The following is a 23,556-nucleotide window of genomic DNA, read 5'->3' as shown; positions in this document are numbered from 1 at the left end:
CGCTCACCGAGCGTTCGTACGGTAAGCGTGCGCTTATGGTGTAGGTCACATCGCCGGGTGTCAACCCGCGGAGGACGAGGGCGCGCCGCCCGCTCGCAATGCGCACCGCAGGCCCGGTCCGGTGTCGTCCCGGCGGGTCTTCGACGGCGGAACGGCTCGCCACCCTGTACGTTCAGTTTGCACTGGACCTGGTGCGGTTCCGGCGCTGATCCGCAGGGCTGCGCCGGGTTGCACGTCGGACGAGAACATGTTCTAGAGTGAGTTCGATCTTCTGGACGGACCCGCTCCGGCGACACGACGAACGAGGTGATCTGTGCGAATAGCTCTGCTGTCGTACCGCAGCAAGCCGCACTGCGGTGGTCAGGGCGTGTACGTTCGACACCTCAGCCGCGAGCTCGCGGCGCTCGGCCACGACGTCGAGGTATTCTCCGGCCAGCCGTACCCCGAGCTGGACGACGGGGTGACCCTGGTGAAGGTGCCCAGTCTCGACCTCTACCGCGAGGACGATCCGTTCCGCTTTCCGCACCCGCGCGAGATTCGCGACGCGATCGACCTCCTGGAGCTGGGCACGATGTGGACGGCGGGTTTTCCGGAGCCGCTGACCTTCAGCCTGCGCGCCGCCAGGCTGCTGCGGGCCCGGGCCGCCGAGTTCGACGTCGTACACGACAATCAGTGCCTCGGCTACGGCCTGCTCCGCATCGCGGACGCGGGCCTGCCACTGGTCGCGACGATCCACCACCCGATCACCCGCGACCGGGAACTGGACCTCGCGAGCGCGCCGACGTTGCGCCGCAAGCTCACCCTGCGCCGTTGGTACGGGTTCCTGCGCATGCAGGCCCGGGTGGCGCGGCGCATCCCCACCCTGCTCACCGTCTCGAAGTCCTCCGAGGACGACATCCGTACCGCCTTCGAGATCCCCGAGGGGCGGCTGCGCACGATCCCGCTGGGCGTCGACACCGAGGTCTTCGCCCCGCCGACGGCCGAGCGCGTGCCCGGCCGCATCGTGTGCGTGGCCAGCGCGGACGCGCCGCTCAAGGGCGTCGCCAACCTGCTCGAGGCGGTGGCGAAGCTGCGCACCGAACGGCGGGTCGAGCTGGTGCTCGTCACCCGGCTCGCGCCCGGCGGGGTCACCGAGAAGCTGATCGAGCAGCTGGCCATCGGCGACGCGGTGCGCACCGTCTCCGGGATCGACGACCGCGAGCTGGCCGAGCTGCTCGGTTCGGCGCAGGTGGCTGTGGTCCCGTCGCTCTACGAGGGGTTCTCGCTGCCCGCGGTCGAGGCCATGGCCTGCGCCACCGCCTTGGTCGCGAGCCGCGCCGGCGCGATCCCCGAGGTGGTCGGCGACGCGGGCATCCTCGTGCCTCCGGGGGACAGCGAACAGCTGGCCGCGGCGCTGGCGCGGGTTCTCGACGATCCCGCCGAGCAGATCCGTCTCGGGTCGGTGGCACGGGCACGCGTGCTCGAGCGATTCAGCTGGGCGGCCGTGGCCGCCCGGACCGTCCGGGCCTACCAGGACACCGTGGCGGCGCAGGCAGGAAGGACGAACACCTGATGCTGACAGTCGATTTCGACCGGCTCGGGGTCAAGCCCGGCGACCGTGCCATCGACATCGGGGCGGGCGCGGGCCGGCACTCGTTCGAGCTCTACCGTCGGGGCGCCGACGTGGTGGCGTTCGACCGCAGCGCGGAGGACATGAAGGCCGTCGGCGACATGTTCGCGGCGATGGAACTCGAGGGCCAGGTCCCCGAGGGTGCCCTCGCCCGGGCCGAGGTGGGCGATGCCCTCGCCCTGCCCTACGACGACGAGACCTTCGACGTCGTGCTGATCTCCGAGGTGCTCGAGCACGTGCCCGAGGACGACCGTGCCATCGCCGAATTCGTGCGTGTGCTCAAGCCGGGCGGCGTCGCGGCCGTCACCGTGCCGCGGTGGCTGCCGGAGAAGATCTGCTGGGCGCTGTCCGACGCGTATCACGAGGTCGAGGGCGGGCACGTGCGGATCTACAAGGCCGACGAGCTCGCGGCCGAGCTGACCTCGGCAGGCCTGACGGTGCGCGGCCGGGAGCACGCGCACGCCCTGCACTCGCCGTACTGGTGGCTCAAATGCGCTGTGGGCGTCGACAACGACGACAACCCCCTGACGAAGGCGTATCACCGGCTCCTCGTGTGGGACCTGATGCAGGGGCCGTGGCTGACGCGCACCGCCGAGTCGTTGCTGAACCCGGTGCTCGGCAAGAGCGTCGTGTTCTACCTCGAGAAGCCGACGGTTCCCGTTGCCGGCCGCTGACTTCCGCCCCGGCGGGGCACGGCCGGCGGTTCCGGCCGTGCCGGGAGTGCTGTCCGAGGAACAGTGCCTGCACACCGCCCGCGCGATCGCCGACATGCAGGAGTCCTCCGGAGCGATCCCGTGGTTCCCCGGTGGTCACACGGATCCGTGGGACCACATCGAGTCCGCGATGGCTCTCACCGCCGCGGGGTTGCTCGAAGAGGCGGAGGCGGCCTTCGACTGGTCCCGTCGCACCCAGCGGCCGGACGGCTCGTGGCCCATGCAGTTCCGCGAGGACGCCGTCGAAAACCACGACGCCGACTCGAACTTCACCGCATACATCGCGGTGGGGGTGTGGCACCACTACCTCGTCACAGGCGACGTCGACCACGTGGAACGGCTGTGGCCGACGGTGCGGACGGCCCTCGACCATGTGCTCGAGTTGCAGGCGCCAGGCGGTGAGATCTACTGGGCACGAGGAGAACACGGCGCGGCCGACGAGGCCCTGCTGACGGGGTGCTCGAGCATCCACCACAGCCTGCAGTGCGGCCTGCGCCTCTCGGAGGTGGTCGGCGATCCCCACCCGGACTGGGAGGTCGCATGGTATCGGCTCGGGCACGTGCTGCGCCGGCACCCGGAGGCGTTCGCGCCCAAACCGGAGTACTCGATGGACTGGTACTACCCGATCCTCGGCGGCGCGGTGCGCGGTGCGCCGGCCCGGCAACGGATCCGGGAACGCTGGGACGATTTCGTGGTCGGAGGTCTCGGAATCCGCTGCGTCGACCATCGGCCGTGGGTGACGGGGGCCGAGACCTGCGAACTCGTGCTCGCGCTGGACGCGATCGGTGAGGCCACGACGGCCCGGGAACTGCTCGCGGCCATGCAGCATCTGCGCGATCCGGACGGGTCGTACTGGACCGGAATGGTTTTCACGGACGGTAAGCGCTGGCCCGTGGAGAAGAGCTCCTGGACCAGTGCCGCCGTGATCCTCGCCGCCGACGCGCTCTCACGCAGCACCGCGGGCAACGGTGTGTTCCGCGATGCCGCCGCACCCTCCGGATGGGTCGCGACCGAGAACTGCCACGAGGACTGCCGGGTGACGGTCTGAGCCGTCAGCCCGGCAGCACTCCGACGGTGCCACCGGTGCGTTCGAGCACCCGCAGCGACCCGGTCACCGACACCTCGGCGAACTCGCCGCTGCCGAGCGCGCGCAGGTAGACCTCGTACGGGGGTCGTCCGCCGTCCTTCGGGTCGGGGAACACGTCGTGGATGATCAGGGCCCCGCCGACACGCACCCAGGGAGCCCAGCCCGCGTAATCCGCCTGCGCCGCCTCGCTGCTGTGACCGCCGTCGACGAACACGAACGCCGCCGGGGTCCGCCAGAACGCCGCGACCTGGCCCGACCGCCCCAGCACCGCGACGACGTGGGATTCGAGGTCCGCGTCGGCGAGGGTGTGGCGGAACCGGCCCACCGTGTCGAGCCGGCCGGTGTGCGCGTCGACGAGGGCCGGATCGTGGTACTCCCACCCGGGCTGGTGCTCCTCGGACCCGTGATGATGGTCGATCGTGACGATCGTGCCGCCGGTGGCCTTCGCGGCGGCACCGAGATAGACGGTCGAGCGCCCGCAGTAGGTGCCGATCTCGACACCGACACCGTCACCGAGGTAGCGCACCGCGGCGTCGTGCAGGGCCGTGCCCTCGTCGATCGGCATGAAACCCGGTGTCGCCTCGGCGAGTTCGATCATCTCCCGGGGCAGGGTGGTACGGGTCATGACGGCGGTCTCCGTTCGCTGCGGTCCGGTGGCGGGTGCTGAAGCGGCGTGTACTGACGAGCACATTACCCATCGCCGGTTCCGGTGCGGTACCCCGCGCACGGTGGGCGCCGATCACGCGCCGTAACCGCCGTCGACGTCGAGTGTCTGCCCGGACACGAAATCCGCGCGGTCCGAGGCGAGGAACGCGACCGCCTCGGCGATGTCCTCGGCGTCGCCGAAGCGGCGCAGCGGAATGTTGTTCCGCGCGACCGACAGTGCGTGCTCGTCGAGATCGCCGGACCCGATCAGCCGGGCGGCCGTGCCGTCGGTGAGCATGCCCGGCCCCACCGCGTTCACGCGCACACCGAACCGTCCCTCCTCGGCCGCCAGGCCCCGCACGAGGGCCTCGATCGCACCCTTGGGCCCGGCCGACAGACCGTCCCGGACGGGGAACCGGCGGGTCGCGGCGGTGGTCACGGCGACGATGCTGCCCCGCGACTCCCGTAGCCGGGGCAGGGCGGGACGGACGAGGTTGAAGAACGCGCCCGCGTCGCCCACGAGCTGGTCGCGGAACTGCGCGGGCGTGACCCGGCTCAGGTGCAGCATCGGCACGTGCGGCCCCGCCGCGTAGACGAGAGTGTGCAGCGCACCGAAGGATTCGATCACCGCGTCCACGCCGCCGGCGGCCGCGGCACTGTCGCCCAGGTCCACCTGCAGCGACAGCACCTTCGCGCCGAGCGCGGACAGTTCGGTCGTCAGGGCTGCGGCGGCCGCCCCGCTGCGGCGGAACATGAACGCGACGTCGCTGCCGCGCTCGGCCAGCACCCGGCACACCGCTCGGCCGATCCCGCCGGTGCCGCCGGCCACGAGGGCCGCGCCCGGCCGGTCCGCGAAGTCCTGCACTCGTCACTCCCTGTGTTCTCGTGCCGCACGGTGAGCCGGTGGCAGGCTCACTTCGCCGCCTTGCGGCGCTCGGCGAGCACGCCGCCGATCATCGAGTCGAGCTTGGTGCCGAGCGGCCACCCCACGTAGTGGCACAGGAACAGGGCGATCTCCTTCAGCTGCTGTTCGTCGAGTTCCTCGTTGTGGAGGGCGGCGCCGACCTGGATCTCGGCCACGTCGATCAGTCCCTGTGCGGTGAGCGCACCGAGCAGCAGCAGCCGCCGGTCGCGGATACTGAGCCCGGGCCGGGACCAGATGTCGGCGAACAGGTGGTCCGCGGTGACGGCGAAGTGGTCGCCGGGCCCGTCCTGCATCTCCCAGCCGTACACCTTCGACATCATGTCCAGGCCGCGGCGGCGGCGATCGTCGGTCATATGCGTTCCTCTCGTCGGTTCCGGCTCGCGACGTCTCCGGTGCCGACGCCGAGTCCGGGTCCCAGGCCGGTCAGTGCCCGCGTGGCCAGGGGCAGGTCGACGCCGAGACGGGCGCCGAGGCCGAGGGCCAGCGACAGGTCCTTCTCGCCCAGGGCGCGGACGTGGTCGAGGATCGGGAACCAGAAGTCGTCCGGCGGGATCGGTGCGGTGGTGTCCCGGAGCATGATCGCCCCGGCGCCACCGGTGATCGCGTCGGTGTGGCGGACCACCTTCCCGAGCGCGGTGATGTCCAGCCCGGCCGCCTCGGCGAGGCGCTGCGCCTCCGCGGCCGCGGTGAACGACACGAAGTGCAGTAGATTCCGGGCCAGCTTCATCCGGGTGCCCGCGCCGACCGGACCGGCGTGCACGACGAGGTCGGCGAACCGCGAGAACGGCTCGCGTACCGCGTCGAACGCCGCGTCGGAGGCGCCGACCATCACCGCGAGCCGGCCCTGCTCGGCGCCGGGGGCCCCGCCGCTGACGGGCGCGTCGACCAGTTCGACGCCGCGGTCGGCGCATTCGGCGGCGAGCTCGACGGCGGTGGTGTCGGCGATGGTCGAGTGGACCGCGATCACCGTGCCGGGCCGGGCCGTGTCGAGCAGCCCGGCGACGACGGTGCGGACCTGCGCGTCGTCGACCACGGTGACGCAGACGACGTCGCAGTCGCGCGCCAGGTCGGCGGGGTCGCCGGCGACCCGGGCGCCGGCCGCGGTGAACGGCTCGACGGCCTCGGGCCGGGCGTCGAGGACGGTGAGCCCACCCGGCCGGTCCAGCAGCCGCTTCGCCATCGGCGCGCCCATGTTGCCGAGGCCGATGTAGCCGAGCCTGGTCACGAGCGGATCACCTGGCCGCCGTCGACGTTGAAGATCTGCCCGGTGATCCAGTTCGCCTCGTCGGAGAGCAGGAACAGGCACATTCCCACCAGGTCCCCGGGCGTACCGATCCGCTTCAGCGGCAGTGTGGAGACCATGTCCGCCACCATGTTTCCCGGCGTGACGGTGCGGGTGGCCTCGGTGTCGATCGGACCCGGGGCGATCGCGTTGATGCGGATGTTCGAGCCGCCGAGTTCGACGGCCAGCTGCTGGGTCAGGCCGTTGACACCGACCTTGGCCAGGCCGTAGAAGCCGGAGTACACCCACGCGGCGGTCGAGGACTGGTTGACGACGGAACCGCCGCGGTCCGTCATGTGCGGCCACGCCGCGCGGGTGATGTTGAGCGCGCCGTCCATGTTCACGCTCATGAACTTCTTGTAGTAGTCCCACGGGACGGTGAGCAGCAGGTCGAGCTTCATGCCCCCGTAGATGGCGGCGTTGTTGACGACGTGGTCGATGCTGCCGAACGTCTCGACCGTGAAGGCGGCGAGCTCGGTGGCCGAGTCGGGATCGGAGACGTCGACGGTCTTGAAGACGGCGATGCCGCCGTCGGCGACGATCTGCTCGGCGACCTGCTCGCCGCGTTCGGTGTCGATGTCCGCGACGACGACGGAGGCGCCCTCGGCGGCAAGGGCTCTGGCGTACGCCTCGCCGATTCCCTGCGCCGATCCGGTGACGATCGCGGTGCGGTCGGCGAAACGCGTTGTGCTGCGGGTCATGTTCGTCAGCCTCTCTGCTTCGCCGCCGGTTCGGCGACGAGCTTGGTCTCCAGGTATTCCTCGAATCCGGCCACACCCATCTCGCGGCCGATTCCGGACTGCTTGTAGCCGCCGAAGGGAGCATCGGCGGCGTACCAGATGCCTCCGTTGACGCCCAGGGTGCCGGTGCGGACCCCCTCGACGACCCGGCGGACCCGGTCCTCGTCGGTGCCCCAGACGGCCCCGGACAGGCCGTAGGGGGAGTCGTTGGCGATGCGGATCGCCTCGTCGTCGCCGTCGTAGGGGAGGATCACGAGGACCGGCCCGAAGATCTCCTCCCGGGCGACGCGAGCGGTGTTGTCGACCCCGGCGATCAGCGTCGGTTCGAGGAAGAAGCCACGCCGGTGCTCGGCGGGACGGCCGCCGCCGACGACGATCGTCCCGCCCTCCTCGACGGCGAGCCGCAGGTAGCCCTCGACCCGTGCGCGCTGGTGCTCGGAGATCAGCGGACCGCACACCGTGCCGGGCTCGTTCGGGTCGCCGGGCCGGATGCCGCGCAGGGCGTCGGCGGTGACGCGGACCGCCTCGTCGTAGCGGTTCCGGGGGACGAGCAGACGGGTCGTGATGGCGCAGCCCTGCCCGGCGTGGGTACACACGGTGAAGGCGGCCATCGAGCATGCGGCTCCGAGGTCGGCGTCGTCGAGCACGATGAACGCCGACTTTCCGCCGAGTTCGAGGAACACCTTCTTCAGCGTCTCCGAGGCGGCGCGCATCACCGACCGTCCGGTGGCGGTGGAGCCGGTGAACGACACGAGGTCCACCCGCGGGTCGGTGGCGAGCAGGGCGCCGACGGCATGGTCGCTCGACGTCACGATGTTCACGACGCCCGGCGGGATGTCGGTTTCCTCGGCGAGGATCCGGCCCACGACCGCGGCGCACCACGGGGTGTCGGGCGCGGGCTTGAGCACCACCGTATTGCCGGCGGCGAGCGCGGGACCCAGCTTGGCGAAGTTGATCTGGTGCGGGAAGTTCCACGGTGTGATCGCCCCGACGACACCGACCGCCTCGCGGAGCACGTAGCGGTGGGTGGGGATGTCCATCGGTGCGGCATTGCCGAGATCCTGTTGCCACGGGTAGTTCTCGGCCAGGTCGGCGAAGTACCCGAGATCGTCGACGGGGCCCTCGAGATGGGCGGCGGAGGTGAGGAACCGGGGTGCGCCGACCTCGGCGATGGTGATCGCCCGCAGTTCCTCGATGTGGCCGCGCAGCGCATCGCGGAGCTGACGCAGGCAGCGGGCGCGGAAGGCGTGCTCGCGGGACCAGCCCGTGGTGTCGAAGGCGCGACGGGCCGCCTCGATCGCGGCGTCCATGTCGGCGGCGGTGCCGTCGGCGGCGGTGCCGAGCACCTCCGCGGTGGCCGGGTTCACGACCTCGAACGTGCCGCCGGAGCCGGGAACCAGCTTGCCGTCGACGAGCAGAGCCGAGCTGTCGCCGGGAATCAGGGACATCGGACGTTTCCGTTCTGGAGATTGGAAAGTGTCAGGTGTAGTAGGAGATTCGGATGCGCACATGGCGGGGACCGGTCGGTACGCGATGCTGACGCCTTCGCTGCGTGCCTCGGGTGCCCCTTGTCTGGACAGTTGTCTGGACTATAGTTCGGACAAGTGCGTGACGCAATGCCCCGCGTCGCCCGGCGAAGCGGCACGCGTGCGGAGGGGCCGGACGATGGGACTGGGCACGAGTCGGCGCACGGCACGACGGTCGGTCCCCGGCGTGGGTACGCCGCGGCCCCGAGCCTCGGCGGCTCCTCCGGGGCCGGCTCCCCACGGGGTCGAGTGATCGGCCCGGAGCGGGCGGGGAACGCCCGATCGCGCGGCGTCGATGGGGAGTGGTGGTCCCGCGGGGTCTACGGGCGGGCGAGTAGCGACGGCACGACGAACGCGTACAGCTTCGCCCGCAACCGGTCGAGCGAGCCCGCACTGGCGCCGAGCGCACTGATGTAGTTCATCTCGATCTCCGACAGCCATTCGTAGAGCAGGTCCAGATCGACATCGGCGCGAAGCTCTCCGGACTCCCGGGCCTCGAGCAGAATCGGCTCCCACAGTTCGCGGGTGAGTTGGACGGCACGGCCCGAGGTCGCGAGCAGGGTTGTGGCGAGTGTTGCCTCGGCGGGGGAAACGAGGAGATGGATCATCGGGTCGCGGAGGCCTCGGCGGATATTGGCGCACAGGCCCTCGACGATCCGTTCGCCGAATGTCGGGTACTTCCGGATGCGCACTCGCCACGGCTCCATGTTCATCCGTGCGCGGCGGACGATCGACGCCACAATGAGCGATTCGCGGTCCGAGAAGTAGCGGTAGACGGTCGCCCGGGACATGTTTGCAGCTCGCGCGACGTCGGCCATCGTGGTCTTCGTGATACCGAACTGTTCGAAGCATGATTCGGCGGCGACAAGGATCGCTGCGCCGACGTCCGTGGTCTCGGTGTCCGTCTTGTGTGCCACGCATGCACCATACCGCCGGGTAATCTGGATAAGACACTAGACGCCACATGTCTCATGTGCCACGCTGGGGTCATGCAGCGTGAAGACAAGATCGACCTCACTCGGCGCCTGATCGCGCACGTCGACAACAACAGCACCGACTACGCGGACGAGATGCTTCGTGTTCCGTTCTCCGTGTTCAACGACCCCGAACTGGCGAGCCTCGAACGTGACGTCGTGCGCCGATTTCCGCACATCGTGGCGCACATCGACGAGCTGAAGAAGACCGGCGACTTCGTCACCACCGAGCTCATCGGCACGCCGCTGCTGGTGATCAGGCAGTCCGACGGCAGCGTCAAGGCGTTCTCCAACGTGTGCCGGCACCGAGGTTCCAAGGTCGAATTCGAGGAATCGGGATGCAAGCGCCTCTTCAGTTGCCCCTACCACAACTGGGCGTACGGCCGTGACGGTGCGCTGCGGGGAATGCCTCACGCCGAAGGGTTCGACGGCCTGGATCGATCGCAGTACGGGCTGGTCGAGTTCCCGTGCGAGGTGCGGCACGGGCTCGTCTGGGTCGTGCCGACGGTCGGTGCCGAACTGGACATCGCGAGGGTGCTCGGTGAGAAGCACGACGCCGAGGTCGCCGACACCGGTATTGCCACGTCGTTCCAGGTCCGCAAGGAGACCTGGAAGCTCGACATGAACTGGAAGATCGCGGTCGACGGCGTGCAGGACTCCTACCATCTGTGCCAGCTGCACACCAAGACCGTGTGCAACTTCCTCGAGGGCAACATCACGGCCTTCGATCTCGTCGACAGGTCGTGGCGAATCGTTGTGGCGCGCAAGGCGATCACGGAGGTTCGCGATGCGGATCCGGATTCCTTCGATGTCCGCGACTACTCGCTCGCGAACTACACGATCTATCCCGGCACGATGCTGGTCACCGAGCCGAATCACTTCGAGGTCTGGACCATCGTCCCCGACGTCGACGATCCCAACGTCTCGTACTGCACCATCCGGTTGCTGTCTCCGGCCGAACCCACGACTCCCCGGGAGAAGCGGGTACTCGAGAAGAACTGGGAACTCCTGATGGAGACTCTCCACGCGGAGGACTGGTTCGTCACGAAGACGATCACCGACAACGTCGCGCACGGCCAGGTGGACGAACTCGTCTACGGACGGAACGAACTGCCTGGGCAGGTCTTCCACAAGATGATCTCGGGCGATGCCGCTGCGATCGCGGAGGAGCGGCGGAAGAAGGCCGGCGTGACGACATGACCTCGCGTGAGTTGCTCGAATCGTCTCCCGCACCGGGTGTACTGCAACTGACGTTGAATCGTCCGGAGGTACACAACGCGATCTCGCTGTCGCTGCAACGGGCACTCGACGAGACGCTGACCCGTGCAGCGTGCGACGACGCCGTCCGGGTCGTGGTGATCGCCGGGTCCGGTGAGCGCGCCTTCTCGGCAGGGTACGACCTGCAGGAACTCGCGGCACTGTCGTCGGACGCGAACCTGGAGGCGATGCTCGAGCGCGAGGAACTGCTCTGGCGGTATCTCGAATTCGCCAAGCCCACGATCGCGGCAGTTCAGGGCGTGTCGTACGGCGCCGGGACACTGCTCGCTGTCTGCTCCGACCTACGGGTCGGCGGATCGTCGACACAATTCACCGTGACTGCGGCGAAGTACGGTGGTGCGAACCTGACCTGGGTGCTCGACACCTTGATCGGGGCCGGACAGACGCGAGATCTGCTCATGACCTCGCGTGCCGTCGCCGGCGACGAGGCATATCGGATGGGCCTGCTCACCCGATACGCAGGTGACGGTGACGTTCTCGGGACCGCGCTGGAGGCCGCGGCGCAGATCGCAGCGCAACCACCCGAGGCGGTCCGGGAGATCAAATCGCTTCTGCTCGCCGGGCATGGTAAGGATCTGCGCAGCCGCTTCGACCGCGAGAACGCGGTCGCACGCACCGCGCTGCGCCCTCGCCCCATCGGCGACATGTTCACGGAATTCTTCGGTGCCCGTGCGGGAACCGACTGAAAGGGGCATCATGGACGTCTCGCTACGCCCGAGCGCACCGATCGATATCTGGAATCCGGACTGGAACGATCCGTTCGATCCGACAGTCGAGGCCGGCGACGAGTTCGCCGAGCTGGTCGCCGCAGTCCGTGCGGTACAGGAGGCTTTCACGCGGTCGCGTCCCGACCCTGCCGCCGCGTCGGGTATCGCCGGGACACTGCGTTCTGTTGCACAGCGATTGGAAGAACTCGAGGTAGGCGAGGACGATCAGATCGCGGGTCATCGCTGGGATCTTGCCGGTCGGGGACAGGCCCTGGCGCCCCCGCTGCACATCGACGCGGTGACGGAAACGACCGCTCGTGGGCGGGTCACGGTCGGGCGCTTCCATGCCGGTCGTTACGCGATGAACGGTGGTGTCACACCGCTGATCTTCGACGAGATCATGGCCCGGCTCGCCAATGATTCCGGACGTCCCTGGGCGCGTACGGCTTATCTGAACGTGAACTTCCGGGCGCCTGCCCCACTCGACGTCGAACTCCGTGTGGAGGCGGAGTACCTGCGACAGGACGGACGCAAGCGGTTCATGCGCGGAACCATGTACCACGGCGAGGTGCTCGTCGCCGATGCGGACGGACTCTGGGTGGAACTGAAACCCGAACAGACGCTCAATATTTCCGAAGGAGGAGACGTATGAGTGGTTACTCGTTGCTCGAGGGCATGCGCATCCTCGAGGTCGCACAACTGGCGCCCGCATCGGTCGGTGGGCACCTTGCCGACCTGGGTGCCGAAGTCATCAAGATCGAATCAGGGCCGCTCGGCGATCCGGTACGCATCGGCGGCAGCCGCGCGATCGGCGACCAGGACGGTCCGTCGTTCATGCATCTGAGGTGGAACCGGGGTAAGAAGAGCGTTGCACTCGACCTGCGGTCCCCCGAAGGCGCGCAGGCTTTCCTCGATCTCGCCCGGACGTGTGACGCGGTCGTCGAGGGCATGCGCAGCGGTTACCTCGACTGGCTCGGTGTCGGCTACGACCAGCTGCGAGAGGTCAATCCGAAGATCGTCTTCTGCACGGTCTCGGGTATGGGATCCGATGGGCCCTACAGCCGGCTCGGGACCGGGGGTCCTGTGTTCGATGCGTACGCGGGGCTGCGCGACGTGCGCACGCCGGAGGAACCGCCGACCGACGGGATCGCGGGGTCCACGACTGCGCCGATCGCGATGTACGCGCTGGGTGCCTACGGCGCGATGGGCCTGCTCGCAGCGGTACATCGTGCCGGTCGCACCGGTCGCGGCTGCAAGCTCGAGGTGGCGGGCATCGACGTGGCCGCGTCGTGGATGCCGGACCTGGTCGATGCCGAACTCAACAAGGATCGATCCATCCATCGCCCCACGTGGCTGCCGGACGGACGGCTGCCCGATTGGCCGCGACTCGAGGCGTACCGCACGAAGGACGACGAGGCCGTGCTGTTCGGCTCGCACGTCGACAAGTTCTGGCGCAATTTCTGCATGGCCGTCGACCGGCCGGATCTGCTCGAGATCGATCTGGCGGGTACCGATCCGGAAGCGCCGGCGCGCGCCGACCGTGTATACCGCGAGCTTCGCGAGATCTTCCTACAGCGCACCCGTGACGAGTGGGTCGCGCTGTTCCTCGCGCACGACATCGCGGGTGGACCGGTGAACAGCGTCCGGGACATGATCGCCGATCCACACTTCGCCGGTCGCGCGAACACGTACCGCGTCGAGTACGAGGGAGTGGGTGAGCTCGAGTTCGTGGTGAGCCCGGTCCGGGTGCAGGATGAGAAGTTCGCGCCGTCGCTACCGCCGGAGCTCGGGGCGGACACAGCGGAAGTCCTCCGAAAAGTGTTAACACGCAGTGTATCCGACCATTCCGACGCGATGGGACCGATCTCGCGCGGGTAGGGGCGGCAAGGTCGGAATCCCCGCATTCTGTTGTGCCAACTATCTACAGATGTTAGATTAACTGCGACCTCGGTGACGGCGATCACACACCGCCTCGGTGGGCGATCCGGCCCGACGGTCGCGCAGCAACTCCAGACGCGCCGCCCGACGGAGGCGCGTCCGAATCGGGTGGACGGGCCCGGCGCGGGCCGCACCCCCACCGCCGTGAGCGAGAGCGGGGTACGCCGCCACGGCGAGCATGAGGAGACGACAATGAATCTGACCGATCTGGTTCGATACTGGGGCAAGACTCGTCCCGCCCAGCAGGCGATCGTGTTCGGCAACACCTCCCAGACGTGGTCCGAGGTGGACGCAGTCACCGACGCGCTGGCCCGTGGCCTCGCCGCCCGGGGCGTTCGTAAGGGTGACCGCGTCGGGGTGATGATGCTCAATCGACCGGAACTGGCGCACGTCATCCTCGCGACACTCAAGCTCGGTGCGATCAGCGTCCCGCTCAACTTCCGACTGCTCGGCAAGGAACTGGCTCCGATGCTCGTGGATTCGGCGCCGCGGGTCGTGATCGTGGAGAACGAGCTGGCTCCGTTGCTCGAGGAGGCAGCGGCCGAAACCGAGTTCGAGATCTTCGCGATCGGTGGAAGCGACCACCGTGCATACGAGACGCTGCTCGACCCCGGAAACGTGCCGGACGTTCACATCGAGGCGTCCGATCCGGCATTCATCTGCTACACCTCGGGCACCACGGGTATACAGAAGGGTGCGCTCGTCACACATCGCAGCGCACTCGCGCCCGGTATCGCGCAGGTGCTCAGCCACGGCATATCCCGCCGCGACCGCGTGATGTGCTCGGCGCCCCTCGTCTACACCGGCTCGGTCCTGTCGATCTTCATGCAGCTCGTGGTGCTGCCGGGATCGACGATGGTGCTGCTGCGCGAGTTCGATCCGGCGATCGCCCTGGACACGTTCGAGCGTGAGCAGGTCACCGCGACCACAACGGTGCCGGTGATCTGGGAGCGCATGGCCCAGCTCCCGGACTTCGGAACCCGCAAGCTCGCGAAGTTCACGTTCGCCGGCGCCGGTGGCGCACCCGTAAGCCTGGACCTGCTCGACTTCTACAACAGCCGCGGCGTGCCGCTCACCCAGGCGTACGGACTGACCGAGGCGTCGGGAATGGTCTCGACGCTGTACTACGAGGACGCTCGTACCCGGCCGGGCTTCGCCGGCCTGGCCCTGGCCGGCACCCAGGTGCGCATCGGCAGCATCGCCGGTGGCTTCGCCGCACCGAACGAGGTCGGCGAGATTCTGGTGCGCGGCGAGCACGTCATGCGGGAGTACTGGAACAAGCCCGAGGCGACGGCGGACACGCTTGTCGACGGCTGGTTGCGCACCGGCGATCTGGGCCTGCAGGACGAAGGCGGCTTCCTCAAGGTCGTCGACCGCCGCAAGGACATGCTCATCTCCGGTGGACTCAACGTATACCCGGCCGAGATCGAGAAGGCGCTGCACGGCATCGACGGCTTGGTCGACCTCGCGGTGATCGGCGTCAAGGACGACCGATGGGGTGAGGTCCCGATGGTGGTGTTCCACAGTCACCGGCCGGCGGACGACATCGTCACCGACATCGCGTGCGTCGCGAGCGGGAACCTGGCCAGATTCAAGCGCCCCGCGGTGGCGCTCGCGCTCGACGAACCGCTGCCGCGCACCTTCTCGGGCAAGCTCGCGAAGGCTGTTCTCCGAGAGCGCTTTCAGACGCCGCCGGCCCATGCGATCCCGGTACCCCGAGAGGCGCAGTCGGCGGATGCCGCGACGTCCCGGTCCTGAGGTTCATTTCCCCTTCTCCGAGAGGACACGCACCGTGAGCAGTACCCGCGATGTGGACATCACCAAGATCATCGACGACTCGCCCCTGTCATCCCTGCAGAAGCGTGTCCTCGCCCTGTGCCTCGGTCTCGCGATCCTCGATGGCATCGACGCACAACTCATCGGGTTCGTCATTCCTGCCATGTCGGCGGACTGGGGACTGTCGCCCGCGTCCTTCGGCTTCGCGCTCGCGCTGAGTACCGGCGCGATGGTCGTGGGCAGCCTGCTCTTCGGGCCGCTGGCCGACCGCTACGGCCGCCGCAGGATCATCATGGTGTGCACTGTCATCTTCGCGGTGTTCACGCTCGCCACCGCGCTGGTGACCTCCATGACGGCGCTGATCGTGCTGCGCGTGATCGCGGGTCTCGGCCTCGGCGGTGTGACACCGAATCTCATCGCGATGGTGAGCGAATACAGTCCTGCCCGGATGAGGGCGACGATGGTGACCGTGACGGTCGCGGGCATGTCGCTGGGTGGCTTCGTCGGTGGTTTCGCGGCCGCGTTCCTCATCCCGAAGTTCGGGTGGCAGGCGCTGTTCGTCGTCGGTGGCGTGTTACCGCTGATCTTGATGGCTGTGGCGATGCGGTGGCTGCCGGAATCCGTGAAGTTCCTCGTTGCCCGAGGCCGCAACGAGGAGGCCGCGCACATCGTCGACGAGATCGCGCCCCACGCACGCGTCACCGCCACGGCCAGGTTCGTGCAGGACACGTCGACCGTGACGAAGTCGCCGGTGAGCGTCCTGTTCCAGGGCGGCCGCGCGGTCGACACGGTCCTGTTGTGGGGCGTGTTCGTCATCAACTTCCTGGTCATCTATTTTCTGCTCAGCTGGATGCCGACGCTGTTCGGCGAAGGCGGTCGGAGCGCATCGACCGCGTTGCTCGCCGCGTCGCTGTTCAACCTCGGCGGGATGACGGGTGCGCTGACATTCGGCCGGATCACCGACCGGATCGGCAACGGCTTCGTCGTGGTGATGGCGGGCTACACGCTCGGAGCCGTGTTCACTGCGCTGGTCGCAATGCTTCTCGGCAGCGGATGGTTGCTGCTGCTGGCGGTCTTCTTCGTCGGATTCGGCATGTCCGGTAGCTCGGCCGGCATCATCGCGATCGCAGCCACGGTGTATCCGGTTGCGGTCCGCGCGACGGGTGTCGGCTGGGCAATGGGCCTCGGGCGAATCGGCTCGATCGCGGGTCCGGCGGTCGGCGCGCTTCTGATCGCGGCGGGGTTGGGTGCGCAGAGCATCTTCCTCCTCACGATCGTGCCGACGCTGCTCGCTGTCGTGACCCTCGGGGTCATGTCCATCCGGAATCGCCGAGCGCAGAGCAACCGCCGTTCCGAGACCGCTACGACACCCCACACCATGGCTGCAGCCGAATAGCCCTACGCGGTTGACGGTTATTCACCGCATGGAGTTCTGCTGGTGAATAACCGTTTGCCGTTCGTGGCCGCCGCAACAGGCTCATGTTGTGCCATTTACCTACAGATGTTAGATTGCGATGACGTCGGTGACGATCATCACATCCTGCAGAGCCCATCGCCTCTGCCGAACAGCGGACGGAGCGGACAGTGCCGGTGAAGTTGTCCTATTGCCGCCTGTGCCCCGCCTCGTGCGGGGTGCGGGTGGAGGTCGACGGCGATCGGATCCTCGGCATCGTCGGCGACGGACTGCACCCGTTGTCGGGCGGCTACTCGTGTCCGAAAGGACGTCGTGGTGGCGACTTCCATCAGGGGCCGGATCGGCTCACCACCTCGATGCGCCGCACCCCCGGCGGCAACTTCGAGCCCATCCCGGTGGAGGTGGCGATCGCGGAGATTGCCGAGCGCCTCGAAGCGATCACGGGGGAGCACGGTCCGGACGCACTGGCATTGTTCATGGGAACCCAGCAGAACTTCGCGGCGCTGACCGGCCCGATGGCGCGGGCGTGGTTCCGCACCACCGGATCCCGGAAACTGTTCTCGACCATGACGATCGATCAGTCCGCCAAGTGGATCGTGCAGTCGCGGATGGGGGAGTATCTCGGCGGGCGCCAGCGCTTCGACACCGCGGACGTGTGGCTGCTGGCCGGCACGAACCCGATGGTGTCGCTCAACGGCGGTGACGGGGACGGCGCGATCACCCAGAACCCGTCCGTGACGATCCGCAGGGCGCGCGAGCGAGGGCTGAAGCTCATCGTCGTCGATCCTCGGCGCACCGAAACTGCGGTTCGTGCGGACCTGCACCTGCAGCTCCGCCCCGGCACCGATGCCGCACTGTTCGCAGGACTGCTGCACGTGATCCTGTCCGAGGGTTGTCACGATCACGGGTTCTGCGAGCGCGTCGCAGACGGCCTCGAGGAGCTCGGCGCGGCGGTCGCACCGGCGACACCGGCGCACACCGAAGCGGTGACGGGCGTGCCGGCCGCCGATGTCATCCGCGCGGCCCGGATGTTCGCGGCGGGGCGGCGGGGCATGGCGACAACGGGCACCGGGGTGTGCATGGGCCCGCATTCCAATGTCGCCGAACACCTGGCCGCGTGCCTGAACGTCGTCTGCGGTCGGTACCTCCGCGAAGGCGAGGTGACACCCAACCGGAACGTTCTCGCACGGACGACCCCGTTGAAGGCGGAGGTTCGTCCGCCGTACCGGACCTGGGAATCCGGGTTCCGCAGCCGCATCGGCGGGATCGGCACGATGAACGGCGAGCTGCCGTCGGGCATTCTTGCCGACGAGATCCTCGAGCCGGGCGCCGACCGGGTGCGGGCACTGGTGGTCTCGGGCGGGAACCCGGCGCGGGCCCTGCCGGATCGGGAGAAGGTCGAACGTGCACTGAGCGAGCTGGAGCTCTTGGTCTGCGTCGACACGCGAATGTCCGACACCGCCCGGCTGGCCGACTATGTGATCGCGCCGACGATGGCGTACGAGCGACCCGACCACACCTTGCTGATGGAGTTCTTCTTCGCCCGGCCCTTCGCGCAATACACACCACGACTCGTGGCTCCGCCCGCAGGCGTGATCGAGGACTGGGAGTTCTTCTTCCGCCTTGCCTCTGCGGCCGGGCACACGGTGAAGTTCGCCGGGCGGGTGCTCGATCCGGACGTGCCGCCCACCTCGGACGAAATGCTCGCGATGTTCGCAGAACGCGGGCGCGTTTCCATGGACGAAGTGATGTCGGCACGACGCGGCACGCTCGCGCCTCCGGAGGAGAAGGTGGTCGGTCCGCCCGCAGAAGGAGCGTCCGAACATCGCCTCGCCCTGTGCCCGGACGATGTGAGCGCAGAAATCGCTGCTGCACTGGGTGAGTCGACGCCACAACGCGGGCTCACCATGCGGCTGACGGTGCGCCGCATGCGGGAGCTGATGAATTCGGTGGGCCGGGATGTCAGCGGGCTCGCACGCTTCGGCTACAACCCCGCACACGTGAATCCGCAGGACCTGCGGCAGCTCGGCATCGAACACGGCGACATCGTGCGCATCCGCTCGGCCCACGGCCGCATCCGGGCTGTCGCACACACCGACCCCACCGTCCGACAGGGCACGGTCTCGATGACCCACTGCTGGGGTGCGTCCGACGCCGACGCGGACCCCCGCGGAGTCGGCAGCAATGTCAACGACCTGACCGGCTACGACCGAGTCCAGAACATCAACGCGATGCCGGTGATGACTGCGGTCCCGGTGGCCGTCGAATCGGAGGTCCCCGCCGGTGCTCACTGACACTTCCGCCACGACGGTAGGCGCACGCATCTGTCCGCTGTGCGAAGCGACGTGCGGTCTGCTCTTCGAACTCGGCGGACGCACGGTGACGTCGGTGAGGCCGAACCCCGACGACGTGTTCACCGCAGGGCACAGTTGCGCGAAGGGGCTGGGCCTCGGGCAACTGGAGAACGACCCCGACGTCATCCGCACTCCGTTGATCCGCGACGGGGACGATTTCCGTGAGGCAACGTGGGACGAGGCGTTTGCCGAGATCGGTCGGCGACTGCCTCCGATCATCGCGGCGGACCCCAACAGTTGCGCTGTCTACTCGGGCAACCCGGCCGCGCACCACCTGGACCCGTCGTTCTACACGTTGCCGCTGATCTCGGCGATCGGCACCCGCAATGTCTACTCGCCCGCCAGCATCGACACCCTTCCGAAGAACTACGCGAACGCATTGCTCTACGGAACCGGGCTCGGAATGGCGGTCCCCGATATCGACCGCACGTCGTATCTGCTGATCCTGGGGTCGAATCCGCTCGTGTCGAACGGCAGCACCGTCACCGCGCCGGGAATCGGGAGGCGTTTGGAAGCGCTGCGAGAGCGCGGTGGCACCCTGGTGGTGGTCGACCCGGCGCGCACCCGGACGGCGGAGGTCGCCGACCTCCATCTCGCCATCCGGCCCGGTACCGATGCGTTTCTCCTGCTCGCACTCGTCTCGGTGATCGCGACCGAGGGGCTTGCTGCGCCCGGGCGCCTGACCGGGTACGTCGACGGATTGGACGACGTCCTTCGGCTCACAGAACAGTTCACCCCGGACGCGGTCGCGGAGATCTGCGGTATCGACGCCGACGTGATCCGCCGGATCGCACGGGATTTCGCCGCTGCCGACTCGGCCGTTGCCCATTCCCGGATGGGTTCGTGCACACAGGAGTTCGGTTCGGTCGCCAACTGGATGGTCGAGATCCTCAACATCGTGACCGGCAACCTCGATCGGCCGGGGGGCGCGATGTTCCCCGTGCCACCGGCAGGCGGTCCGACCACCTGGCCCGCCAACCCGAAGGCTCCGCTCGTGTTCGACCGATGGCGGTCGAGGGTCCGGAACATGCCGGAGGCGATGGGAGAGATCCCCGCGGTCTGTTTCGCCGAGGAAGTCCTGACCCCGGGCCCGGGACAGGTGCGGAGCCTGATCACGATCTCCGGCAACCTGGCACGGTCGTTTCCGAACAGCCACGCTGTCGAGGCCGCCCTGGCCGATCTCGAATTCATGGTGTGCATCGACGGGTACCTCAACGAGACGACCCGCTATGCCGATGTCATCCTGCCACCTCCACCGCTGACGACGCGGGGCCACCACGACCTCGCGCTCACCCACTTCCAGGTGCGCAATGTGGCCCGGTACACGGCCCCGTTGCTCGAGCCGAGTCCGGGCCAGGTCCCCGAGTGGCAGATTTTGCTGCGCCTCGCGGCAATCGTCCGTGGCGAACCGGAGCGGCCGGTCACCGAGCTCGACGACGAGGTCGCCACCACAGCGATCCGTCGCGCAGCGAAGCTCGCGGGCTGCGAACTCGACGACGTCGTACGGGCGACCGCGGGCCGCACCGGCCCGCAGCGGCTGCTGGACCTGAGGTTGCGCAGCGGCCCGTACGGCGACCGGTTCGGTGCCGTTCCCGGCGGACTGACCCTCGAACTGCTCGAACGCAATCCCAACGGCATCGACTACGGGCCGTTGCAACCGCGAATCCCCGAGGTGCTGCGGACCCCGAATGGACGGATCAACCTCGTCCCCGATGCGTTGACCGCCGACCTGCCGCGCCTGCGTGACACGCTGGCACAACCCGTGCCGGAGCTGGTCCTCGTCAACCGGCGACAGCGTCGCGGTATGAACTCCTGGCTGCACAATGCGCTGCCACAGCCCGACACAGGTCAGTGTGCGCTGTTCATGAATCCGTTCGACGCTGCCGCACGCAACCTCGTGGACGGCGACACGGTGCGTATCGCATCGAAGACCAGCGCTGTCGTCGCCGAACTGCGCATCACCGACGCGATGCGTCAGGGCGTGGTGAGCCTGCCGCACGGGTGGGGTCACGACGGCCGTGGTCTCCGCACCACTCGCTCGGCCGCTGCACCCGGTGCGAACGTCAATGCCCTGGTCGACGACACCGTGGTCGAGCCGCTGACAGGCGCCCCGATCTTCAACGGTTTCCCCGTCGACGTCACCCGCGTGGAAAGGCCGCAGTCATGACCGGGGAGTCGGGTGCTCTGACCGGCACCACGATCGGTGTCGTCGGCGCCGGGATGATGGGATCGGCCCTCGCGTACACGTGCGCACGGGCCGGCGCCGACGTCGTGCTCGTTGCGCGGACCCTCGAGGGTGCGCGCCGCGGAAGGGCGTACGCCGACCGGCGCGAAATGCGTGCACTGCAGGCCGGGACGACGGATACGGCGGTCTCACAGGCGTTGCTCGCCCGCATCACGCCTACCGAACGGGTTTCGGACCTCGCGCCGGCCTCGTTGGTGGTCGAGGCCGTGGCGGAGAACGTCGCCGCCAAACAACAGGTCCTGCAGTCGGTCGAGGCCGTCACCGACCCGGGCACCTTCCTCGCGTCGACGACGTCGACCCTGCCGATCACAACGCTCGCATCCACGCTGGCACGTCCGGCGAACTTCGTCGGGATGCACTTCTTCTCGCCCGTCGACCGGATGGCGTTGGTGGAGACGATCACCGGTACGCGCACCTCGGAGACCGCTCTCGCGGCATCCTTGACGTACTCACGGAAGCTCGGGAAGACGCCCATCGTGGTGCGCGACAGCCGGGGGTTCTTCACCAGCCGGGTGATGCAGCCCTATCTGGACGAGGCGATGGTCGCGGTCGGGGAAGGAATCGATCCGGTCCTCGTCGAGCGTGCGGCGCTCGAAGCGGGATACCCGGTGCCGCCATTGCAATTGCTCGACGAGATCACGTTGACCCTCAACCGCGCGGTGCAGCGAGAGAACCGAGCCGCTGTCGGGACCGCCGGCGGCGCGTGGCGGGCGACTGGTGCGGACCGTGTCCGCGACCGGATGATCGACGAGCACGGTCGAGTCGGTCGATCGGTGAGACGCGGATTCTACGAGTACGACACCGACGGCACGCGAATCGGGTTGTGGCCCGGCCTTCGCGACGTGTTCGGGACGACCCGGAGTATCCCGGTCGACGACATGCGCGACCGGTTGCTCTTCGTCGAGGTGATCGAAGCGCTGCGTTGTCTCGACGAAGGTGTGATCGGTTCCGAGGCCGACGCAGACACCGGATCCGTTCTCGGCATCGGATTCCCCGCGCACACCGGTGGGGTCGTGTCGTTCAGGCGGTCCTATACCGGTGGTGCGGAGGGATTCACGGCTCGCGCCCGCGAACTTGCCGACCGCTACGGCCACCGCTTCCTCCCGCCGGAACAGAGTTCGGAAGCACACGATCAACCGGAGTATCCATGACATACGTAGTCACCCAAGCCTGCTGCAACGACGCGACGTGTGTCGCGGTGTGTCCGGTGAACTGCATTCACCCGACTCCCGACGAAGCGCAGTACGCGCGCACCGAGATGCTCTACATCGATCCGGACACCTGCATCGATTGCGGGGCGTGCGCCGACGTGTGTCCGGTGGAGGCGATCGCGCCCGACAGCGATCTCACACCCGAGACCGAGATCTACAAGGATCTCAATGCCGCATACTTCCTGGGGAACCCGACCGTGTCCGGCCCGACGGAGGTGCCGAAGGAGCCCGTCGTCGTCGCCGAGCGGCCCGGTCCGCTGCGGGTGGCGATCGTGGGTTCCGGTCCGTCCGCCTTCTACGCTGCCGAGGAATTGCTGAAACGGCGTGACATCGACGTGGAGGTCTCCATGTTCGAGCGACTCCCCGTCGTCGGTGGGCTCGTCCGCTTCGGTGTGGCACCGGATCATCAGACGACGAAGGCCGTCGAGCGGGTCTTCGCCCGTACCGCCGGCCGCAACGGCTTCCGCGCATTTCTCGGTGTGGAGGTCGGACGTGACCTCAGCGTCGACGAACTGCTCGACCACCACCATGCGGTGATCCACGCAGGCGGCGCTTCCGACGACCGGAAGCTCGGTATCCCGGGGGAAGACCTGCCGGGCAGCTTTGCCGCACGTGAATTCGTGGCCTGGTACAACGGGCATCCGGACTACGCCGACCGTACGTTCGATCTGTCGGGGCGTCGCGCCGTGGTGATCGGCAACGGCAATGTCGCGTTGGATGTAGCGCGGATCCTGGCACGCGATCCCGAGCGGCTCGTGCCCGGCGACATCGCGGAGCATGCTCTGGATGTACTGCGCCGCAGCGCGATCGAGGAGGTGGTGGTGCTCGGGCGCCGCGGCCCCGAGCACGGGGCGTTCACGACACCGGAACTGCTGGCGCTGGGCTCGTTGCCCGAGCTGGACGTGACCGTCCACGGCGGTTACGACGCGCCGGAGGGCGCCTCGATCAAGCTGCAGACGATCGCCGAGTACGCGCACCGGCGTCCGCAACCGGGCAGGCGGAGGATCACGCTACGCTTCCAGGCCGCGCCGGTCGAGATTCTCGGCGGCACTCGCGTCGAGGGTCTGCGGATCGCACCGTACGGCCAGGCGGGGCCCGGCGAGGACCTCGACGCGTCTCTGGTGTTGCGGTC

Annotated in this window: 20 protein-coding genes; 13 read left to right on the top strand and 7 right to left on the bottom strand. The window is 68.3% G+C overall.

Annotated features, from left to right (window positions below):
* Window positions 1-313: 313 nt before the first annotated feature.
* Genes AIIKEEIJ_RS13370 through AIIKEEIJ_RS13360 form a run of 3 tightly spaced genes read left to right on the top strand, consistent with a single transcriptional unit; the run spans window position 314 to window position 3,370 of the window.
* On the top strand, window positions 314-1,552 hold the full coding sequence (locus tag AIIKEEIJ_RS13370) for a glycosyltransferase (protein ID WP_161995847.1): 1,239 nt from the start codon (window positions 314-316) through the stop codon (window positions 1,550-1,552).
* Window positions 1,552-2,283 carry a class I SAM-dependent methyltransferase gene (locus tag AIIKEEIJ_RS13365; protein ID WP_006936380.1) on the top strand — a complete coding sequence of 244 codons (732 nt, stop codon included), beginning with the start codon at window positions 1,552-1,554 and terminating at the stop codon, window positions 2,281-2,283. Before AIIKEEIJ_RS13370 ends, AIIKEEIJ_RS13365 begins: the two co-directional genes overlap by 1 nt.
* Complete coding sequence (locus tag AIIKEEIJ_RS13360) at window positions 2,270-3,370, top strand: prenyltransferase (protein WP_037200535.1); 1,101 nt, start codon at window positions 2,270-2,272, stop codon at window positions 3,368-3,370. Before AIIKEEIJ_RS13365 ends, AIIKEEIJ_RS13360 begins: the two co-directional genes overlap by 14 nt.
* A gap of 4 nt (window positions 3,371-3,374) precedes the next feature.
* On the opposite strand, the gene AIIKEEIJ_RS13355 is transcribed toward AIIKEEIJ_RS13360, so the two are convergent.
* The 7 genes from AIIKEEIJ_RS13355 to AIIKEEIJ_RS13325 form a co-directional block, all read right to left on the bottom strand.
* Complete coding sequence (locus AIIKEEIJ_RS13355) at window positions 3,375-4,034, bottom strand: class I SAM-dependent methyltransferase (protein WP_050034653.1); 660 nt, start codon at window positions 4,032-4,034, stop codon at window positions 3,375-3,377.
* Between the two features lie 114 nt (window positions 4,035-4,148).
* Complete coding sequence (locus AIIKEEIJ_RS13350; protein WP_161995846.1) at window positions 4,149-4,919, bottom strand: SDR family NAD(P)-dependent oxidoreductase; 771 nt, start codon at window positions 4,917-4,919, stop codon at window positions 4,149-4,151.
* A 47-nt stretch (window positions 4,920-4,966) separates the two neighbouring features.
* Window positions 4,967-5,332, bottom strand: coding sequence for a carboxymuconolactone decarboxylase family protein (locus AIIKEEIJ_RS13345; protein ID WP_006936371.1), 366 nt, complete (start codon window positions 5,330-5,332; stop codon window positions 4,967-4,969).
* Entirely contained in the window at window positions 5,329-6,204 is an 876-nt protein-coding gene (locus tag AIIKEEIJ_RS13340; RefSeq protein WP_161995845.1) for an NAD(P)-binding domain-containing protein, read from the bottom strand. The genes AIIKEEIJ_RS13345 and AIIKEEIJ_RS13340 overlap by 4 nt, the downstream gene beginning before the upstream one ends.
* The gene (locus AIIKEEIJ_RS13335; protein WP_029541573.1) at window positions 6,201-6,962 is read right to left on the bottom strand and encodes an SDR family oxidoreductase; all 762 of its coding nucleotides are present in this window, start codon (window positions 6,960-6,962) and stop codon (window positions 6,201-6,203) included. Before AIIKEEIJ_RS13335 ends, AIIKEEIJ_RS13340 begins: the two co-directional genes overlap by 4 nt.
* Before the next feature lie 5 nt (window positions 6,963-6,967).
* Entirely contained in the window at window positions 6,968-8,449 is a 1,482-nt protein-coding gene (locus tag AIIKEEIJ_RS13330; RefSeq protein ID WP_161995844.1) for an aldehyde dehydrogenase, read from the bottom strand.
* A 398-nt stretch (window positions 8,450-8,847) separates the two neighbouring features.
* A complete protein-coding gene (locus AIIKEEIJ_RS13325; RefSeq protein ID WP_043799780.1) occupies window positions 8,848-9,444 on the bottom strand; it encodes a TetR/AcrR family transcriptional regulator in 597 nt (198 codons plus the stop codon).
* Between the two features lie 72 nt (window positions 9,445-9,516).
* Between AIIKEEIJ_RS13325 and AIIKEEIJ_RS13320 the strand changes: the two genes are divergently transcribed.
* The 10 genes from AIIKEEIJ_RS13320 to AIIKEEIJ_RS13275 form a co-directional block, all read left to right on the top strand.
* Window positions 9,517-10,701, top strand: coding sequence for an aromatic ring-hydroxylating oxygenase subunit alpha (locus AIIKEEIJ_RS13320; protein ID WP_043799881.1), 1,185 nt, complete (start codon window positions 9,517-9,519; stop codon window positions 10,699-10,701).
* A complete protein-coding gene (locus AIIKEEIJ_RS13315) occupies window positions 10,698-11,465 on the top strand; it encodes an enoyl-CoA hydratase/isomerase family protein (RefSeq protein ID WP_029541583.1) in 768 nt (255 codons plus the stop codon). The genes AIIKEEIJ_RS13320 and AIIKEEIJ_RS13315 overlap by 4 nt, the downstream gene beginning before the upstream one ends.
* 10 nt (window positions 11,466-11,475) lie before the next feature.
* Entirely contained in the window at window positions 11,476-12,138 is a 663-nt protein-coding gene (locus AIIKEEIJ_RS13310) for a PaaI family thioesterase (RefSeq protein ID WP_029541585.1), read from the top strand.
* A complete protein-coding gene (locus AIIKEEIJ_RS13305; RefSeq protein ID WP_161995843.1) occupies window positions 12,135-13,364 on the top strand; it encodes a CaiB/BaiF CoA transferase family protein in 1,230 nt (409 codons plus the stop codon). Before AIIKEEIJ_RS13310 ends, AIIKEEIJ_RS13305 begins: the two co-directional genes overlap by 4 nt.
* Window positions 13,365-13,616: 252 nt before the next feature.
* On the top strand, window positions 13,617-15,182 hold the full coding sequence (locus AIIKEEIJ_RS13300; protein ID WP_161995842.1) for an AMP-binding protein: 1,566 nt from the start codon (window positions 13,617-13,619) through the stop codon (window positions 15,180-15,182).
* A 34-nt stretch (window positions 15,183-15,216) separates the two neighbouring features.
* The gene (locus AIIKEEIJ_RS13295; protein ID WP_161995841.1) at window positions 15,217-16,596 is read left to right on the top strand and encodes an MFS transporter; all 1,380 of its coding nucleotides are present in this window, start codon (window positions 15,217-15,219) and stop codon (window positions 16,594-16,596) included.
* A 188-nt stretch (window positions 16,597-16,784) separates the two neighbouring features.
* On the top strand, window positions 16,785-18,908 hold the full coding sequence (locus AIIKEEIJ_RS13290; protein WP_161995840.1) for a molybdopterin-dependent oxidoreductase: 2,124 nt from the start codon (window positions 16,785-16,787) through the stop codon (window positions 18,906-18,908).
* The gene (locus AIIKEEIJ_RS13285) at window positions 18,898-21,135 is read left to right on the top strand and encodes a molybdopterin-dependent oxidoreductase (RefSeq protein WP_065922964.1); all 2,238 of its coding nucleotides are present in this window, start codon (window positions 18,898-18,900) and stop codon (window positions 21,133-21,135) included. The genes AIIKEEIJ_RS13290 and AIIKEEIJ_RS13285 overlap by 11 nt, the downstream gene beginning before the upstream one ends.
* The gene (locus AIIKEEIJ_RS13280) at window positions 21,132-22,364 is read left to right on the top strand and encodes a 3-hydroxyacyl-CoA dehydrogenase NAD-binding domain-containing protein (protein WP_161995839.1); all 1,233 of its coding nucleotides are present in this window, start codon (window positions 21,132-21,134) and stop codon (window positions 22,362-22,364) included. Before AIIKEEIJ_RS13285 ends, AIIKEEIJ_RS13280 begins: the two co-directional genes overlap by 4 nt.
* A partial coding sequence (locus tag AIIKEEIJ_RS13275; RefSeq protein ID WP_161995838.1) for a 4Fe-4S binding protein occupies window positions 22,361-23,556 on the top strand: 1,196 nt, incomplete at its 3' end. The genes AIIKEEIJ_RS13280 and AIIKEEIJ_RS13275, both read left to right, overlap by 4 nt.

The organism is Rhodococcus sp. YH1, assembly GCF_009939605.1.
In the GTDB taxonomy this organism is placed as follows: Bacteria; Actinomycetota; Actinomycetes; order Mycobacteriales; family Mycobacteriaceae; genus Rhodococcus; species Rhodococcus aetherivorans.
This window is presented reverse-complemented; position numbering and strand designations above follow the sequence as displayed.

Coding starts and splice junctions, on each gene's coding strand:
- AIIKEEIJ_RS13365 (WP_006936380.1), top strand. CDS start 1,552: ATGCTGACAGTCGATTTCGACCGGCTCGGGGTCAAGCCCGGCGACCGT.
- AIIKEEIJ_RS13355 (WP_050034653.1), bottom strand. CDS start 4,034: ATGACCCGTACCACCCTGCCCCGGGAGATGATCGAACTCGCCGAGGCG.
- AIIKEEIJ_RS13345 (WP_006936371.1), bottom strand. CDS start 5,332: ATGACCGACGATCGCCGCCGCCGCGGCCTGGACATGATGTCGAAGGTG.
- AIIKEEIJ_RS13335 (WP_029541573.1), bottom strand. CDS start 6,962: ATGACCCGCAGCACAACGCGTTTCGCCGACCGCACCGCGATCGTCACC.
- AIIKEEIJ_RS13330 (WP_161995844.1), bottom strand. CDS start 8,449: ATGTCCCTGATTCCCGGCGACAGCTCGGCTCTGCTCGTCGACGGCAAG.
- AIIKEEIJ_RS13320 (WP_043799881.1), top strand. CDS start 9,517: ATGCAGCGTGAAGACAAGATCGACCTCACTCGGCGCCTGATCGCGCAC.
- AIIKEEIJ_RS13315 (WP_029541583.1), top strand. CDS start 10,698: ATGACCTCGCGTGAGTTGCTCGAATCGTCTCCCGCACCGGGTGTACTG.
- AIIKEEIJ_RS13310 (WP_029541585.1), top strand. CDS start 11,476: ATGGACGTCTCGCTACGCCCGAGCGCACCGATCGATATCTGGAATCCG.
- AIIKEEIJ_RS13305 (WP_161995843.1), top strand. CDS start 12,135: ATGAGTGGTTACTCGTTGCTCGAGGGCATGCGCATCCTCGAGGTCGCA.
- AIIKEEIJ_RS13300 (WP_161995842.1), top strand. CDS start 13,617: ATGAATCTGACCGATCTGGTTCGATACTGGGGCAAGACTCGTCCCGCC.
- AIIKEEIJ_RS13280 (WP_161995839.1), top strand. CDS start 21,132: ATGACCGGGGAGTCGGGTGCTCTGACCGGCACCACGATCGGTGTCGTC.